The 17,601-nt window shown below is 52.3% G+C and carries 11 protein-coding genes, 1 tRNA gene and 3 rRNA genes; 6 read left to right on the top strand and 9 right to left on the bottom strand.

What is annotated here, in order from left to right; translation table 11 throughout:
• The first annotated feature begins 93 nt into the window (after positions 1-93).
• The 6 genes from E7745_RS04615 to smpB all read left to right on the top strand — a co-directional run bounded on the left by E7745_RS04615 (position 94) and on the right by smpB (position 6,995).
• Positions 94-1,404 carry a hypothetical protein gene (locus E7745_RS04615; RefSeq protein WP_124075926.1) on the top strand — a complete coding sequence of 437 codons (1,311 nt, stop codon included), beginning with the start codon at positions 94-96 and terminating at the stop codon, positions 1,402-1,404.
• Between the two features lie 486 nt (positions 1,405-1,890).
• On the top strand, positions 1,891-4,056 hold the full coding sequence (locus tag E7745_RS04610; protein ID WP_124075927.1) for a hypothetical protein: 2,166 nt from the start codon (positions 1,891-1,893) through the stop codon (positions 4,054-4,056).
• Positions 4,053-4,352: a hypothetical protein gene (locus tag E7745_RS04605; RefSeq protein ID WP_107033173.1), complete on the top strand. Its 300-nt coding sequence runs from the start codon at positions 4,053-4,055 to the stop codon at positions 4,350-4,352. Before E7745_RS04610 ends, E7745_RS04605 begins: the two co-directional genes overlap by 4 nt.
• Before the next feature lie 10 nt (positions 4,353-4,362).
• The gene (locus E7745_RS04600) at positions 4,363-5,049 is read left to right on the top strand and encodes a hypothetical protein (protein WP_107033172.1); all 687 of its coding nucleotides are present in this window, start codon (positions 4,363-4,365) and stop codon (positions 5,047-5,049) included.
• A 941-nt stretch (positions 5,050-5,990) separates the two neighbouring features.
• Positions 5,991-6,536, top strand: coding sequence for a hypothetical protein (locus E7745_RS04595; RefSeq protein ID WP_124075928.1), 546 nt, complete (start codon positions 5,991-5,993; stop codon positions 6,534-6,536).
• Between the two features lie 6 nt (positions 6,537-6,542).
• Positions 6,543-6,995, top strand: coding sequence for an SsrA-binding protein SmpB (gene smpB, locus E7745_RS04590; RefSeq protein WP_107033170.1), 453 nt, complete (start codon positions 6,543-6,545; stop codon positions 6,993-6,995).
• 70 nt (positions 6,996-7,065) lie between these two features.
• Here the strand turns inward: smpB and E7745_RS04585 are convergent, their stop codons facing one another.
• From E7745_RS04585 to E7745_RS04545, 9 genes are all read right to left on the bottom strand, one after another.
• Positions 7,066-7,512: a hypothetical protein gene (locus E7745_RS04585; protein ID WP_168182005.1), complete on the bottom strand. Its 447-nt coding sequence runs from the start codon at positions 7,510-7,512 to the stop codon at positions 7,066-7,068.
• Between the two features lie 110 nt (positions 7,513-7,622).
• The gene (locus E7745_RS04580; protein WP_136408398.1) at positions 7,623-8,600 is read right to left on the bottom strand and encodes an endonuclease; all 978 of its coding nucleotides are present in this window, start codon (positions 8,598-8,600) and stop codon (positions 7,623-7,625) included.
• 80 nt (positions 8,601-8,680) lie between these two features.
• Entirely contained in the window at positions 8,681-9,457 is a 777-nt protein-coding gene (lpxA, locus tag E7745_RS04575) for an acyl-ACP--UDP-N-acetylglucosamine O-acyltransferase (protein WP_107033167.1), read from the bottom strand.
• A 44-nt stretch (positions 9,458-9,501) separates the two neighbouring features.
• Entirely contained in the window at positions 9,502-10,884 is a 1,383-nt protein-coding gene (locus E7745_RS04570; protein WP_107033166.1) for a bifunctional UDP-3-O-[3-hydroxymyristoyl] N-acetylglucosamine deacetylase/3-hydroxyacyl-ACP dehydratase, read from the bottom strand.
• 8 nt (positions 10,885-10,892) lie between these two features.
• Positions 10,893-11,924 (bottom strand): UDP-3-O-(3-hydroxymyristoyl)glucosamine N-acyltransferase, encoded by a 1,032-nt coding sequence (gene lpxD / locus E7745_RS04565; RefSeq protein ID WP_107033165.1) that lies wholly within the window; start codon positions 11,922-11,924, stop codon positions 10,893-10,895.
• Between the two features lie 396 nt (positions 11,925-12,320).
• Positions 12,321-12,429: ribosomal RNA gene (rrf, locus tag E7745_RS04560) — 5S ribosomal RNA — on the bottom strand.
• Positions 12,430-12,592: 163 nt separating this feature from the next.
• Positions 12,593-15,502 (bottom strand): 23S ribosomal RNA (locus E7745_RS04555).
• A gap of 188 nt (positions 15,503-15,690) precedes the next feature.
• Positions 15,691-15,764, bottom strand: a tRNA-Ile gene (locus tag E7745_RS04550).
• A gap of 163 nt (positions 15,765-15,927) precedes the next feature.
• Positions 15,928-17,459, bottom strand: a 16S ribosomal RNA gene (locus tag E7745_RS04545).
• Together the 16S, 23S and 5S rRNA genes with 1 tRNA gene alongside form the textbook arrangement of a ribosomal RNA operon.
• Positions 17,460-17,601 lie beyond the last annotated feature (142 nt).

Here is a 17,601-nt window from a genome sequence, read left to right as displayed (position 1 = left end):
GATTTTTTTCAATTTCTGCACTATTTTGCCCAACCCGGCATGAACTTTGCAATCGTGATGAATGTTATAAAAAGCAAAAATCCGTTTCAGCTTATGAATTTCATCACACGCACAGCTGCTATCATGCTTTCGGCGGCATGCGCTCTCGGCGCAATGGCTACCGCACCGGCCGATGAGCAGCACGAGGCTCTTGTCAAAGACCACAAGCCAATTTTCTTCGGCGAGGGCGAGACTCCGCAAAGCGACTCGATCCGCAATCTTGTAGAAAATTTCTACTATGACCAGTTCCGCAGTTTTCAGGACCCGCAGGCTCCTTACTTCCTGTTCATGAGCCGCGACTCACAGCTGGCTATGGGCATAGGCGGCATGGTGCGCATGAGAGGATATTTCGACTGGGGTGGTACCACCGGCACTCCCGGTTTCTCGCCTTACTTCATCCCTACGCAGCGCGACGAGCTAAACCGACAGCGTATCGGATCAAGTCCGGCCGGCACCGCCCTGTTTTTCCGTGTCATAGGCCGAAACAAGCGCCTCGGCGACTATCAGCTCTACATAGAAGCCAATTTCAACGGCTACCAGACCCGCGACTTCCATCTTAAGAAAGCTTATGCCACCATAAATGACTGGACCATCGGTTATGCCTCATCCACTTTCGGCGATGGCGCGGCCGTGCCTCCGACCATAGATGCCAGCGGCCCCACCATGAAGATGGACGGAACAAATGTGCTTGTCCGTTACATGCATCATTTCCGCAAAAGCGGCATCTATGTGGCAGCCTCCGTGGAAACTCCTGACATGACCGTGCAGGAAGACGGGACCTCAACCGCAGCCCGCAGCCAGTTTATGCCCAACATCGCGGCTATGGTGCAGTATGAATGGCTCACCGGACAACACATTCGCCTCTCAGCCATCACTCGTTTCCTACCCTACCGCGACATGATCAATTCGCGCAACCACCAGAAAGTGGGCTGGGGTCTGCAGTTCAGCACCGTGTTCCGCCCGGTGGATCCCCTCACGGTCTATGCCACAGTCAACGGCGGCCGCTCATATTCAAACTTCGGCGGCGACTTTCTCCTTGGCAAATATGACCTTGTGGCCAACCCCGAAAAACCCGGACAGCTCAACACCGTGCCAGGATGGGGCTACTTCGCCGGCCTGCAATACAACTTCACTCCTCAGGTCTTCATGTCAGCCACCTTCGGTCAGGGCCGCTACCTGCCCCATCACGGAACTGCCGCCGGCAGCGACTACAAATATGGACTCTACGGAGCCGTCAATCTGTTCTGGTATCTCACACCCCGCATCAGCTTCGGAGCCGAAGCCAACTTCGGGGAGCGCATGAACTTCGACGGCACCCACGGCTGGGGACACCGCGTAGGAGCCCTCGCCCAGTTCTCATTCTGATTCCGGCAATACAACCTGCCAACACATCAGCCCACCCCGGCTTTCAAAGATTCTCTTAAGCCATTTTTCGTAATAATTACTTGGAAGTCCTGCCGCAAAATCCTTGCAGCAGGACTTTTCTGTGATCACGAAGTTTCGTTTGACAGATTCAAATATTTACATTAATTTTGCGGTGCGCGACTGAAACTGCGCAGACATACGGAAAAGCGTTTTTGCTTTCATCCTTTAGTGAAAATTCGCCAAATTTTTAGATTCAGAGGATAAAGCAGTCAAAAACGCCCTTGCTTGTCGCATATCCACTCCCCGACAAGGGGTATCGGTATACGATATGGCGTGGGAGTGGACTGTTTATTCTGAATCAGGCGTTTGGCGATGCCTTCACTAAGATAAACCGAACATCATTCCACGTCTTTTCTATTTTTATGGACCAATCAAAAACATAGTCTCAGGTCTGCAGGGAATGAGTATGACTTGCCATCTGATCATATGAAAATTTCAAGCTCCCTCCCTCGACATTTTCTGTATCTAATTCTCCTTGTACTGACAACAGCACTCGCTGGATGCGACAAAAACACGACTGAAGAGCCGTCTGAACCAGATAAGCCCGGAGATATCACTGAAACAGACATTGATAGCGCAGACGTGCTCCCGGTGCACAATCTCGGCGAAGACTTCGCGTCCTATATCGAATCAATTGACTATAGCCCGGATTCAACCACCATATATGTCAGCCTCAAACAGAGCACACCTGCCGGCAGAATCCCGAAGGAGGCTTCAATCATCGTCATACCCGAATGCGAGATATTCCCTGACGGATTCGGCGCCACAGTGCGATCTGTAAGACTGTCGCCTACGATCATGCTCACATGCTCGTGGCCCGACTTGTCGCAGTTTGCCGAAGAGTTCAACCTTTCAACCGCCGACGGCACTCTCGAAATATCGGAAATAGAGGTCTTCGACCAAGATGGCAATCGGATCGAATTTGAAGAGTATGATCCAGACGATCAGTGTAGCAGTAGCAGAAGCAGAGCCGGCATATGCAACCTCATCACACGGCAGCATTTGGATCTTTCGGTCTCCAACGGCACAGCCTGGAACCATCTTAGGTTCCTTGGCCAGGTATATTACGGATTCAGATACATAGGTGCGACAATCCAAAAGGAGCGTGGCAGACGCACCATAATGACTTTTGACATCGAGCCTACGCTCGGCTTAAATGTTTCATCTATAGTCGAGTGCAAGGCGGAGGTTAATAAGGATATCCGCATAGGCCAACTCAGAACAAATCTCAAAGCTCTCGTGGCAGGTGTACCTGTTGTCTTTCCTGTAACCTTCTATCTATATTTCGAGGCAGCCGCCGCCGGGTCTATCACATTCGAATCGACCTTGACTCATGAGTTCAGTTCAGCCTTCACAATCAGTAATTCGTCAGGCCAATGGAGATCCTCGCGCCGTAACGGTGATGGAAACAACGGCGATGAAAGTCCTTGGGGAATTCAAAAAATCGACCTGGACGGCTCAATATCCACCGGACTCAGAGCCGGAGTGATTGTGGGGCTCTACAGTGCAACCACCGGTGTAGGGATAAATCTGATTCCGAAATATACGCTTTCGGCAAGCGCCTCGCTCTCGTCAGATGATTTATATCGCATCAATCCGATGGTCAGCAACAACATAGGGATAGAAAGCGAAATATACGTTGCTGCAAAACTATTTGGCTGCGACTTAGGGAAATACACATATTCATTCCCCAAAATAGATCTTTACGACAATAGTATCCATCTCTTCCCCGGCATTTCCGGCTTCAAAGTCGGAGAAGGCGCCACGGAGACCGAAAAAGTCGTGGAGTATGACCGCGAAAAGCACTTTTTCCTCGAAAACATACAGGCGGAAGAAGGTCTTGTCCTCCTTGACGAAAACAGCGAAGTAGTCGGCCGATATAAGCCCACATCGACCGAAGAAAATGAAAGTAAAATCCATAAAAAACAATATCTCTCTCGTCTCAAGCCCAAAAAGACATACTACGCCGCACCCTTCTATAGCATTTTCGGCAAAACCTTCATTGGCAACGAGTACCTGTTTAAAACAGATGATATAATCGAAAGCCGGACATACCGCCTGTCAATACTTAATTCCGCCGATGAACGACTCTTGCCCGACAAAAAAGAATTTATCATCAAAGCCGACGTAGGCGCTGAAGGCGATATTGAGATCACAAACATCGAAGGCATGGAAAGACAGGGCAACGACTGGTATTATTCATGGATTGACAATGTAGAGCGGACAGACGGAGAATCGACCATTACATTCAAGGAAGAGCGTGCCAGCCTGCGCATAAGTGCATATGTGTCTGACAATCCGTATTCACTATGTATAAACGAAGCCCATAACCACTCAGACGACAGCAACACCATGATCAATACATCCATCGGGTATCAGTATCATTATTACTATGTGTTTCGCCAAGCATACGAAAATCAGGCATATAGTAAATATTATTACTCCTGGACATCCAAACGAGCCGAATTCTGGCTCAGTTCCGATGGAAAGACACAAACTCCGTGCGACGGTCAAGACAATAAAGGCTCCATGAACACAGTATACACGACAATACACAATATAACAGCAAAACTCGAACGAATCGGCCAATGAAAAAGATTTTTACCAGACTGATTCTATCCGCAGCCGTGCTGCTGTCAACAGCCGGTCAGGCTATGGCCTTCACTGTAGATGGGATCAATTACACTTTGAAAAACGGTGAGGCTATGGTAACCGGCGCAACATCGCGTGACATCACTTCACTTTTAATTCCTGCTACTGTCGACTATGAAGGCAAGACATACCCGGTCAATGCAATTCGCCACACAGCCTTTAACAATTACAAATCGCTCCGCTACGTGCGCTTCGAGGACAGCGACACTTATATCAGTTGTCCGAGGAACACTTAAAACAGTCGAATTGCCTGCTACAATCACCAAAATCGGCTTTTCGGCATTCGAGAAATGCGAGACCCTTTCCGAAATCATTTCACACGCCGTGACTCCGCCCGTATGCACCAATGACAATATCTTCGATTCAAAAATATACAAGACAGCGTCTCTCTTCGTACCGGCCGGATCAAGAAAAGCATATACCGAAGCCAATGTGTGGAAAAATTTCAGCAATACCACTACCGGCGAACGCTTCACCATATCAGTCGAATATGACAACTCCCGCGGCAATGCCACCATCAACGGACAGAAGACAGACAGAAGCGAATTTGAAGAGGGCGAAGCCGCTGAAATCATAATCCGGCCGGCCGACAATTTCCGAATTGCGGAAGTAACCGTAAACGGTAGCCGCGCCGACTTTAAGCCTGAAGAGTTCAAGGCTTCAATTGCCGCCGTGGCAGAAAACATTAACATCACCGCTACATTCGAGCTCGGAATATCCGGCATCGCCCCCGTGCTCACTCCAAGCAACATAAAAGTCTATGGTAAAGATTCGGCAATATATATCGAAGGAGCTGACGATAATGAGACTGTAGAGATATACAGTTCCTATGGCATATGCATATACCGAGGAACGGAGCGCAAAATCGACTTAGGCGCAGGCGGCATATACATTGTCCGCATATTGGACAAGACATTTAAAGTCGCTGTCTGACCCTCGGAGACAACGCTGAGCCGAAATCGGAATGCATCCCTTTCGCATTTTAGCACAATCATAATCAATCGATACCCAATCGATTACTTTTGACTTTCACAATGGCTTTGTCGCAAAATATCATAAATTTGCGACAAAGCCAAATTATTATGTCATCACAAAATGGATACATTTATGTGAAACAGGTCTAAACGACGCAACCTCGTCTTTTTATCTTTTTTTGACACACCATCCGGGGCAGTAAATCGGTGTCCTCGACCGGACACCATATGCTGAGGGAATGGCAAACCCGTGACACCTGCGCGCTTTGCGCTGTGGTGTCACGGGCTATGAGTAAACCGATGTCCTGACGGACATCTCCATCCGGTTTCAGTACGCGCTACGTGCCCCGGACTGATCCGCAGGCAGTAGCGAGTCAGACAAGACAGGTTCCAGCCTGGCAGGTGATGGCAGGGGACGGCAGGGGACGGCAGGGCGGACTCCGGATGGGCTGTGGATGGCACGGGGCTGCGCGGGTGTCCGGCAGGACGGACTCCGGAGGGGCTGTGGTTAGCAGGTGTCCGGCAGGACACCGTTTTAATAGTAGCCCCCGACACCGCAGCGCAAAGCGCGCAGGTGTCGGGGGGAAAAAGATATTCAAACAAACGTGGTGTCCGGTGGAGGACACCGATTTACCGCCCCGGATGGCCCGGAATGTGCCGACATCCGAAATCCGCGGCTCAAAACATTTTCACACTCGGATAGTTTTTAACACTTCAACCGAGTTTTGCAGTCTGACCCATAACAGCCCTGCGAGACAACATCTACCACATCACAATCATATCCTCACACAACATCGGCCACATCCTCATTAATGATTTCCAATTTTAGGGGCTAAAGGAGATGATTTTTCGGCGATTCTGTGTAATTTTGTAGTCTGTCACAAAAAAACACGATTTTTTATGCGCCGCTATCTCAAATATCTGTTTCAACTGATACTCTCGCCGGGCAACGGCTGGGAGGATATTGCTATCGCTGATGACAATCCGCAGTCGATAGCCTCGCGCGGTTTCTATCCGCTGATAGCCATAGCGGCACTCAGTGTGTTCATGCAGGGGGTCTACCATCATGCCGAATTCCTCGTTCTGTTCATGAGAATGATCGTGACTTTCCTGGTCTATTTCGTGAGCTACTTTTTCGGTGTGTTCGCGCTTTCGCTTTTTGCCGAACCAACCCTCGAAAAGCGCTATGACGAGGCCCGCAGCCACACTTTCGTGCTCTACACCCTGGGCCTGGTGGCTCTGATCTCGCTGATCATAAACGTATTGCCGATCACTTCGGTGATGCTTTTCTTCCTGCCGTTCTATGTGGCTCTGATCCAGTGGAAAGGGGCAAGCTATATGGGTGTGAAGGCTGAAAAGACAGGCTTATTCATGATCATAGCCATACTCGGAGTGCTGATGCCTCCCTATATTTTTTATTTTCTTTTCTCTTTGATAATTGGTTAAACTAAGGTGATTTCAAAAGATATTAACATAAAGAACCGACGTGCCACCTTCGACTATGCCATAGGTGACACTTTCACCGCTGGCCTTGTGCTGACCGGCACAGAGATCAAGTCGATCCGACAGGGCAAAGCCTCGCTGGCCGATACTTTCTGCTATGTGGACAACGGTGAGGTGTGGGTGAAAAACATGTATATCGCCGAGTATTTCTACGGCACTTACAACAATCATGCCACCCGCCGCGACCGCAAACTGCTGCTCAACCGCAAGGAGATAGCAAAGATCGAAAAAAGCGGCAAGGAGAGCGGCTTCACAATCGTGCCCCTGCGCCTCTTCATCAACGATCGCGGACTTGCCAAGCTCGTGATCGGAATAGCCCGCGGCAAGAAGGAATATGACAAACGCCAGTCTATCAAAGAGCGCGAAGACAAGCGCACTATGGCCCGAATAATGCAGAAATAAAGCCCGCAAATGCTTTCTGTGGGGTCGGTCCTCAGACCGCGCGCGTCACAGCCATGCGCCGCAACATTGCTTAGCGGAGCCCTACAAGCATGTAGCCCTTCTGCGGACGGGCCACATCCACATGACACCAGACCGTCCCGGCGGTCTGTTTTTTCATCCTGACGGTGGCTCCTTCAAGCTTTTGACCGTCAATCGACACCCATGACTGCCGGCAGACCGAGTCACTTCCGGCTTCTCCGATAAAATACTCCACCCTGCGGCCGCTGTCGAGATCAATCACAGCGCCATGTCCGTCGGGCAGTGTCTTGAACAGCACTCCGCCACGGTCAATGCGCAGACGCATCTCACTGCCCTCGAAGCGCAGACAGCCGTCGGCGGTCTCCGCCGTAAAATCCCATCCCTGTTCTGGATCCGGTCGCCCTACAGGGCCTTCCCCACTTCCGGGCGGGTCCGGAGTATCGGTGCGCCGAACTCCGTCAGATCCTTTGTCGCAGGCTGTCAGCAAGACTATGGCCACGAGCAGGCAGCACAGGCTCCGAAAAGACGTTTCGACGCCCGGCAGTAGCCTTCGGCAGACACTACGGCCCGCCCAAAGAAGGAATACCGATTCAATTCTGCCATGCGCTTTCATCCTTCAACAATATTAATGGTCAGACGTCCGCGTTCTCCGCTTGAAGCCGAACTGTAGTCCAGGCGGTGCATCCCAAGGCCAAGCCCGGAAGCCATCACCCAGGCACCGTCTACAGAGAGTCCGTCAACAGTCCAGACTGCATCTGAGGGAATATAGGGAGAGTAGAGATCTATCCGCTCTTCGCTCAGACGGTAAGTGCCTTTGAGAGCCTTTGGCTCACCTTCTATTTCAAAATTCTCGCCCTTGTGCGCACCCCAAAGATACTCGGCAAGTTCCGGATAATCAACAAATGGATTGCGGTTGCCCTGCAGACGCTCTCCAAGTTCGTTAAGCCGTATTTCATCAGCTCCGGCAGGCCATGATCTGTGCCAGTCCACAAGCATTCCGGCCGCATAGCCGCTCAGTCCCGGCCAGGTCTCCGAGCTCATCATGAGATAGGCTTCCGGAGCCCAGAGATCGGCATGATAGAGCGTCGACATGTAGAAATAAGTTCTTGCCAGCCGTCCTCTCAGAGCCTCCGGGGGCCAATAGCACTCGAATTCCTCTCCTCCGAGCAGTCCAAGGCCGGCGCTCCAGAGGGCGTTGGAATATGACGGTGTGACCACTTCTCCCACCGGTCTGTCAGCGCGCCATTCCACCACATCGCTGCCGAGCGGCAGCAGATTGTAGAGATCTCGGCTGACGGTATCGCCATAGAGATCCGGCACCATTCTCCACCATCGGGCAGAGACGAGATTGCCCCACTGATATCCGTCGGGCAGCTTTCCGTCCAAGATCATGACCTGAGCACCGTTGAAAGGATCGTCCACACAGCCATCAAGCGACTTGAAGGTGGCAAGAGTCACCGGGCGGCAAGCGCGAGAGATGCCTCGCATAAGGGCTTCGCCCCCAAGACCGTTAAAAGGCACCCCGGCATCCGTCTGAAACGGAACCGAAGTGCCTGTGATGAGTAGTAGCGAGACAAGGAGTCTCATAGGAGGGAGAGTGTTAGATTAAAAAAGAATGTGTGCTGCTGAAGCAGACCTTCCAGTTTCAGCAGCACACCCTGATTTTCTTATACGTAACCGCGGATGATGCCACGCTTTGAGTTGCGCACGAAGAGAATGATCTCATCGCGTTCCTTGGTGGCAGGCAGTTCGGCCTCGATGCGCTCAACAGCGTCGGAGTTGTTCAGGCCCGACAGGTAGAGGTAGCGGTAGGTCTCCTGGATGTCGCGGATGGTCTCGTTGGAGAAGCCGCGACGGCGAAGACCGATTGAGTTCACACCTGCATATGCGATGGGTTCGCGGCCGGCCTTTACATAAGGAGGAATATCCTTGTTGACAAGCGCGCCGCCCTGGAGCATCACATGCGGACCGATGTGGCAGAACTGGTGGATAAGAGCGCCACCGCCGATCACTGCGAAATCATCGATCACAACCTCGCCGGCACACTGTACGGCATTCGACATGATTACGTTGTCACCGATCACACAGTCGTGGGCCACATGGCAGTAGGCCATGATCAGGCAGTTGCTGCCTACCACGGTCTTGCCCTTGGAGGCTGTGCCGCGGTGGATGGTCACACACTCACGGATAGTGGTGTTGTCACCGATAATGGCTACCGATTCCTCGCCGCGGAACTTCAGGTCCTGTGGAGGACCGGAGATAACCGCGCCGGGATAAATTGTACAATTCTTGCCGATGCGTGCGCCTTCCATGATGGTAACGTTCGAACCGATACGAGTACCTTCACCGATCTCGACATTCTGATCAATAGTGACAAACGGATCTATCACTACACTCGGATGGATCTTCGCTGCCGGATGGACATATGCCAAAGGTTGTTTCATAGTTACTTTATAGAGAGAAACTCTGTGTTTACTTAAACTTCTTGTTATTTATTCTTGATGATCTGAGCCATGAACTCGCATTCGGTGACTATCTTCTCGCCGACAAAGGCATAGCCCTTCATCATGGCGCAACCGCGACGCAGTTCGGTCATGAACGACACATGGAAGACCAGAGTGTCGCCTGGAACTACTTTCTGGCGAAACTTCACATTGTCGATCTTCATGAAGTATGTCGAATAGCGTTCGGGCTCGTCGAGACCGCTGAGCACCAGGATGCCGCCGGTCTGCGCCATAGCCTCGACCTGAAGCACTCCGGGAAGCACGGGTTCCTGCGGGAAGTGACCCTGGAAGAACGGCTCGTTGGCTGTGATGTTCTTGACACCGACAATATAGTTGGTGCCTTTCTCTATGATCTTGTCGACCAGGAGGAAGGGATAGCGGTGGGGTATGAGCTCACGGATACGATTGTTGTCCATCAGCGGTTCCTTGTCCGGATTGTAGACCGGAGCCTGCACTTCCTGGTGTTTGATCTCGCGGCGGATGCGCTTGGCGAAGGTGGTGTTGATCGAATGACCGGGACGGGTGGCAATCACACGGCCCTTCAGCGGACGGCCGATGAGCGCGAGATCTCCGATAAGGTCAAGCAGCTTGTGGCGCGCGGGTTCGTTTTCGGAAGTCAGAGGTATATTGTTGATGTAGCCGAACATGCTGACATCCTTGTGGGGCACGTTCATGAGATCGGCCAGACGGTCGAGCTCGGCCTGTTCCATCGGGCTGTCGTAGATGACAATCGCGTTGTCAAGGTCACCGCCCTTGATGAGATTGCCCTTGACAAGAGGCTCGATCTCGCGCACGAACACAAATGTGCGGCTTGCGGCGATTTCTTCAGGGAAGTTCTCTACATGCTCCAAAGATGCGAACTGGTTGTTCAGCACAACGGAGTCAAAGTCAATCTTCACGTCAACCGAAAATTCATCGTCGGGGAGCACAAGAATCGATGATCCGGTTGTGTCGTCACGGACTTCGAGCTTCGACTTGATGTAGTAGAAATCCTTGTCGGCATTCTGCTCGGCGAGGCCCACACGGGCTATCTCCTCGCAATAAAAACGCGCGCTGCCGTCGAGAATCGGGAGTTCAGGAGCATTGACCTCAATAAGCACGTTGTCCACTCCGGCGGCATAGAGCGCAGCCATCGCATGTTCGATGGTCGACACACGAGCTTCGCCTTTGGCGATAACTGTGCCGCGGTTTGTGGCAACTACATTTTCTGCAAGAGCGTCAATCACCGGCTCGCCCTCAAGATCGACGCGCTTGAACTTATAGCCGTGATTTTCAGGCGCCGGAAGGAAACGGGCTGTGATCTCAAGCCCTGTATGCAGACCTTTGCCGGTGAGTGTGAACTCACCTTTCAACGTAATCTGATTCATATATTTTTTTAGTTTTTTACTTCTTTGATTTGCTTTTCAAGCTCTTTGACACGCTCGTAAAGCGAACCGAGCTTCTTGACATACACAAGACTGCGGGCATATTCACCCATCTCTACGGCCGGAGCGCCCATGATGCGGTCGCCGGGCTTGGTGGCACGGTTGACACCGCTCTGCGCACCTATCTGCGTTCCGTCGGCAATCGAGATGTGGCCCACCAGCCCCACCTGGCCGCCGATCATGCACTGCGCGCCGACTTTCGCCGAACCTGCTATGCCCACCTGAGCCGCCATGACAGTATGAGGACCTACCGCGCAATTGTGAGCGATCTGGATAAGATTGTCGAGCTTGACACCGCGTCCGATCCGGGTTGCTCCCATCATCGCACGGTCTATCGTAGTATTGGCGCCGATCTCCACGTCATCCTCGATCTCCACATTACCTGTCTGGGGAATCTTTTCATATCCGCCTTCCACAGGGGCGAAGCCGAAACCGTCAGCACCGATCACCGCACCGGCATGGATTATACAGTTCTTGCCTATCCGGCAGCCGTGATAGACCTTGGCTCCGGCATAAAGCACAGAGCCGTCGCCGATCTCACAGCCGTCGCCGACATAAGCCTGCGGATATATCTTGACCCCGGCTCCGAGCTTGACTCCACTGCCTATGTAAGCAAAAGCACCGACATAAGCGTCAGCCGGCACTTCGACACCCTCGGCAATGAACACCGGAGACTCGACACCGACCTTCTCCACCTTTGACATCTCTGTCACCATCTCAAGCAGACGGGCCACAGTGGCATAAGGATCTTCAACACGTATGAGGGTAGCCTTCACCGGATGCTCTGCCACGAAGTCTTTCCTGACAAGCACAACCGATGAATCAGTAGAATAAACGAAATGAGTATATTTGGGATTTGCCAGAAAAGAGAGCGCACCGGGATGCCCCTCTTCAATTCTTGCAAAAGTGCTCACTTTCACATTTTCATCACCGTCGACAGTTCCGTTGACCAGCGTGGCAAGTTGTGACGCAGTAAGTTCCATCCGTATAGATTGTGTATAGTTACTTTGCTTTAATGTATTGGAAAAGAATGGACACACTAAGCCATTCTCATGCAAAAGTACAACAAATTTGTGTAACAGCAAACAAAAACCCGCTATACTTCACTACTATAGCCTCTCCAGAGCCTCCGGAATATGTCCGGACCACCAAAAAGCCCACAAAAACCGAAATCTCAGACACCCGCAGACTGCGCGAAAAGCGCGTGGCAGATTGCCGATGTGGCAGCCTGGGGCCGTGGCGGTGACGGGAGGGTCTGATTGCTGACGGTGACGGCTGACAGTGATTGCGGATGGCGATTGCGGAAGAGTGGTTTCGGGGGTATATAAAAAAAGCGGGCCGGAAGCTGTCGCTGTGACAGGATCCGGTCCGCGGTTTAGAGGGGGCGGTTATCTACTTTCCCACTTTCGTAGTATCATCGACGTGGTGAGGTTTAACTTCTCTGTTCGGAATGGGAAGAGGTGGAGCCCTCACGCTATGGCCACCTTAGTATCGCTAAAAAAGAGGTGACTGGAAGCGAAGCTGATGTTCTTCAGCTATCTCGCGAGTTTGTATTTCAGACGCTCTGAACTGAACCAGAGGCTTTGTTATCGTTTGCCGTTGCTTTGATGTTCTGCCGGCTGAAATTGTTTTTGTTTGTTTGGGATTGCTCCCAAGAAAGGGTTTGGGCGATTAGTATCGCTCGGCTGTGTACGTTACCGCACCTGCACCTGCGACCTATCTACGTCTTCGTCTTAAACGGCCCTTATGTGGAGATCTTATCTTGAGGGGGGCTTCGTGCTTAGATGCTTTCAGCACTTATCCTTACCCGACGCGGCTACCCGGCGGTGCTCCTGGCGGAACAACCGGTAAACCGGAGGTCGGTCCAACACGGTCCTCTCGTACTAGTGTCGGGGCCTCGCAAATCTCCTGCGCCCACAACAGATAGAGACCGAACTGTCTCACGACGTTCTGAACCCAGCTCGCGTGCCACTTTAATAGGCGAACAGCCTAACCCTTGGGACCTTCTCCAGCCCCGGGATGTGACGAGCCGACATCGAGGTGCCAAACCACTCCGTCGATATGAGCTCTTGGGAGGGATCAGCCTGTTATCCCCGGAGTACCTTTTATCCTTTGAGCGATGGCCCTTCCATGCGGAACCACCGGATCACTATGCTCTAGTTTCCTACCTGTTCGACTTGTCTGTCTCTCAGTCAAGCGCGCTTGTGCCATTACACTCTGCGGCCGGTTACCAATCGGCCTGAGCGCACCTTTAGAAGCCTCCGTTACGCTTTTGGAGGCGACCACCCCAGTCAAACTACCCACCAAGCAGTGTCCGCGCCGATGCGCGTTAGAAACCAGATGTGCAAAGGTCAGTATTTCAACGTCGACTCCACGATGACTGGCGTCACCGATTCTCTGTCTCCTGACTATCCTACACATCGCACACCCGGTCACAGTGCTAAGCTGCAGTAAAGGTTCACGGGGTCTTTTCGTCCCGTTGCGGGTAATCGGCATCTTCACCGATACTACAATTTCACCGAGCTCACGGTTGAGACAGTGTCCGGATCATTACACCATTCGTGCAGGTCGGAACTTACCCGACAAGGAATTTCGCTACCTTAGGACCGTTATAGTTACGGCCGCCGTTTACCGGGGCTTCAATTCAATGCTTCTCTTGCGATGACATCTCCTCTTAACCTTCCGGCACCGGGCAGGTGTCAGGCTGTATTCTTCATCTTTCAATTTTGCACAGCCCTGTGTTTTTGTTAAACAGTTGCCTGGACCTATTCTCTGCGCCCCTCCCGTGAAGGAGGGGACCCCTTATCCCGAAGTTACGGGGTCAATTTGCCTAGTTCCTTAACCGTGAATCTCTCGAGCGCCTTGGTATGTTCTACCCGACCACCTGTGTCGGTTTGGGGTACGGGTCCCTTCAGGATTAAGTTTAGCGGATTTTCTTGGGAGCCTGGTTACCTCCGCTGTCGGATTGCCACGGGGGCTCTCCGTACTGTCTCGTTTCAGCATCTGAGGCGGATTTGCCTGCCTCAGATATACCTACGCGGTTTAACGTGCTATTCCGTCAGCACGCGGGAGTGTCACTTCTCCGTCTCCACGTCACTCCTGAAGGGAGTAACGGAATGTTGACCGTTTCTTCCATCGGCTGCGCCTTGCGGCTGTGCCTTAGGTCCCGACTGACTCTGATCCGATTAGCGTTGATCAGAAACCCTTGGTCTTGCGGCGAGGGGGTTTCTCGCCCCCTTTGTCGTTACTTATACCTACATTTGCTTTTCCGGGACCTCCAGCCAGGCTCGCGCCTGACCTTCTGCGGCTACCGGAATGCTCCCCTACCAATCAACGGATGAACCGTCAATTCCACGTCTTCGGCACCGGACTTATGCCCGATTATTATCCATGCGGGATCACTCGACTAGTGAGCTGTTACGCACTCTTTAAATGAATGGCTGCTTCCAAGCCAACATCCTAGCTGTCCTTGCAATCCCACCTCGTTATTGTCTTCAACTTAGCCCGGATTTGGGGGCCTTAGACGGTGGTCTGAGTTGTTCCTCTCTCGGACGCGGACCTTAGCACCCGCGCCCTCACTCCCGGGGATCGTGCCGTGGCATTCGGAGTTTGTCAGGACTTGATAGGCGGTGAAGCCCTCGCATCCTATCAGTCGCTCTACCTCCACGGTACTGCGCCCGAGGCTGCACCTAAATGCATTTCGGGGAGTACGAGCTATCTCCAAGTTTGATTGGCCTTTCACTCCTACCCTCAGGTCATCCGAAAGCTTTTCAACGCTTACCGGTTCGGTCCTCCAGTGGGTGTTACCCCACCTTCAACCTGCCCAAGGGTAGATCACTTGGTTTCGCGTCTACCGCCGCTGACTATATCGCGCCATATTCTGACTCGCTTTCGCTTCGGCTCCGTCCATCCGTGGACTTAGCCTCGCCAACGACGGTAACTCGTAGGTTCATTATGCAAAAGGCACGCCGTCACTGCACTGAGCAGCTCCGACCGCTTGTAGGCACATGATTTCAGGGTCTGTTTCACTCCTCTGTTCGAGGTTCTTTTCACCTTTCCCTCACGGTACTGGTTCGCTATCGGTCTCTCGGTAGTATTTAGCCTTACGGGATGGTCCCCGCGGATTCGGCCAGGATTTCTCGTGTCCCGGCTTACTCAGGTGCCGTCTCTGTCAGTCGTCTGTTTTCGCCTACGGGGCTGTCACCCGCTGCGGCGCCCCTTTCCAGAGGCTTCGGCTAACTTCAAACTGTCCATTTGCTGACGGTCCTACAACCCCGGTCAGTGCCTGAACACCGCCGGTTTGGGCTCTTGCGCGTTCGCTCGCCACTACTGGCGCAATCATTGGGTTATTTTCTTTTCCTTTGGGTACTGAGATGTTTCAGTTCCCCAAGTTCGCCTCTTCCATTCGGAAGATACTGCCTGTTCGGGCAGTGGGTTGCCCCATTCGGAAATCTGCGGATCAAGGGATATTTGCTCCTTCCCGCAGCTTATCGCAGCTTATCACGTCCTTCATCGCCTCCGAGAGCCCAGGCATCCTTCATGTGCCCTTCTCTCCTTTCTTTATGACCTTAGTTTTCAATCGGTTCGAACATCACGCGGCTCGCTCTCTGAAATTGTTCAGTCTTTTGTCTGATTTCAGAAACGCGAAGTTTGTTTACCTCGTGTTTCGCTTGATTTGATTTACTCGTTGTGTTTGCTTGAAGATTGTATCTTCTTCGCTTCCAATATGTCAATGTCCTCTTTTTTGAGTAGTCCCTGGCAGAGTTGAACTGCCGACCTCTACATTATCAGTGTAGCGCTCTAACCAACTGAGCTAAGGGACTGTGCTTAATCCCTTAAGGAAGGACTGCTGGGAATCCGCTTGTGTGGGGATTAATATATAGTTGCAACTGTGAAGCAGTATCAAGAGGCGGATTGCTCCGCTCTCCGGCGTTTCCTTCGGTCCGTCTGACCGTTGTGTCGTTGTCGTTGAGATTTCCGCTCCAGAAAGGAGGTGTTCCAGCCGCACCTTCCGGTACGGCTACCTTGTTACGACTTAGCCCCAGTCACCAGTTTTACCTTAGGGCGCTCCTTGCGGTTGCACACTTCAGGCACTCCCGGCTTCCATGGCTTGACGGGCGGTGTGTACAAGGCCCGGGAACGTATTCACCGCGCCATGGCTGATGCGCGATTACTAGCGAATCCAGCTTCATGGAGTCGAGTTGCAGACTCCAATCCGAACTGAGACAGGCTTTCAAGTTCCGCTTTGCGTCGCCGCATTGCTTCTCTCTGTACCTGCCATTGTAACACGTGTGTCGCCCCGGACGTAAGGGCCGTGCTGATTTGACGTCATCCCCGCCTTCCTCACAGCTTGCGCCGGCAGTCTCGCCAGAGTCCCCAACTTGACTTGCTGGTAACTGGCGATGGGGGTTGCGCTCGTTATGGCACTTAAGCCGACACCTCACGGCACGAGCTGACGACAACCATGCAGCACCTCGACACAGGCTCCGTAGAGCTACCTCCTTTCAAAAGTATTCCTGTGTCGTTTGAGCCCGGGTAAGGTTCCTCGCGTATCATCGAATTAAACCACATGTTCCTCCGCTTGTGCGGGCCCCCGTCAATTCCTTTGAGTTTCACCGTTGCCGGCGTACTCCCCAGGTGGAATACTTAACGCTTTCGCTGTATCACTCAGGGATCATTCTCCCCGAACAATTAGTATTCATCGTTTACTGTGTGGACTACCAGGGTATCTAATCCTGTTCGATACCCACACTTTCGTGCATGAGCGTCAGTTGAGCGCCGGTATGCTGCCTTCGCAATCGGAGTTCTGCGTGATATCTATGCATTTCACCGCTACACCACGCATTCCGCATACTTCTCGCTCACTCAAGAAAACCAGTTTCAACGGCTCGAAGAGGTTGAGCCTCTCAATTTTACCGCTGACTTGATCTTCCGCCTGCGCACCCTTTAAACCCAATAAATCCGGATAACGCTCGCATCCTCCGTATTACCGCGGCTGCTGGCACGGAGTTAGCCGATGCTTTTTCTTCGGGTACTCTCGGAACGCCACGCGTGGCGTCTTTTGCTCCCCGACAAAAGAGGTTTACAATCCATAGGACCGTCTTCCCTCACGCGACTTGGCTGGTTCAGGCTCGCGCCCATTGACCAATATTCCTCACTGCTGCCTCCCGTAGGAGTCTGGTCCGTGTCTCAGTACCAGTGTGGGGGACCTTCCTCTCAGAACCCCTACGCATCGTCGCCTTGGTGGGCCGTTACCCCGCCAACTAGCTAATGCGCCGCATGGCCATCCGTAGCCGGTGTCACCCTTTAACCCCAAGAGATGCCTCTCGGAGTTATTACGCGGTATTAGACGGAATTTCTTCCGCTTATCCCCCTGCTACGGGCAGGTTCCATACGTGTTACTCACCCGTGCGCCGGTCGCCGGCGGAAGTATTGCTACCTCCCCGCTGCCCCTCGACTTGCATGTGTTAAGCCTGTCGCTAGCGTTCATCCTGAGCCAGGATCAAACTCTTCGTTGTTGTCTATATATTTTTCTTTTCTTCTTTATTAAAAAAAAGCAAAGCTAAAATACAGACCGTTTGTTCTGTTATTTCTTTTTGCTTTCACAGAAACCTCAGAGATCGCAGGGATCGCTCCCCGCTGTCCTTGACTGACTATCGG

This window comes from Duncaniella sp. C9 (assembly GCF_004803935.1).
Classification (GTDB): Bacteria; Bacteroidota; Bacteroidia; order Bacteroidales; family Muribaculaceae; genus Duncaniella; species Duncaniella muris.
This window is presented reverse-complemented; position numbering and strand designations above follow the sequence as displayed.

Excerpts from the sequence above, each read along its gene's own strand:
- E7745_RS04580 (WP_136408398.1), bottom strand. The coding sequence starts at position 8,600 with ATGAGACTCCTTGTCTCGCTACTACTCATCACAGGCACTTCGGTTCCG.
- E7745_RS04605 (WP_107033173.1), top strand. The coding sequence starts at position 4,053 with ATGAAAAAGATTTTTACCAGACTGATTCTATCCGCAGCCGTGCTGCTG.
- E7745_RS04570 (WP_107033166.1), bottom strand. The coding sequence starts at position 10,884 with ATGAATCAGATTACGTTGAAAGGTGAGTTCACACTCACCGGCAAAGGT.
- lpxA (WP_107033167.1), bottom strand. The coding sequence starts at position 9,457 with ATGAAACAACCTTTGGCATATGTCCATCCGGCAGCGAAGATCCATCCG.
- E7745_RS04595 (WP_124075928.1), top strand. The coding sequence starts at position 5,991 with ATGCGCCGCTATCTCAAATATCTGTTTCAACTGATACTCTCGCCGGGC.
- lpxD (WP_107033165.1), bottom strand. The coding sequence starts at position 11,924 with ATGGAACTTACTGCGTCACAACTTGCCACGCTGGTCAACGGAACTGTC.
- E7745_RS04610 (WP_124075927.1), top strand. The coding sequence starts at position 1,891 with ATGAAAATTTCAAGCTCCCTCCCTCGACATTTTCTGTATCTAATTCTC.
- E7745_RS04615 (WP_124075926.1), top strand. The coding sequence starts at position 94 with ATGAATTTCATCACACGCACAGCTGCTATCATGCTTTCGGCGGCATGC.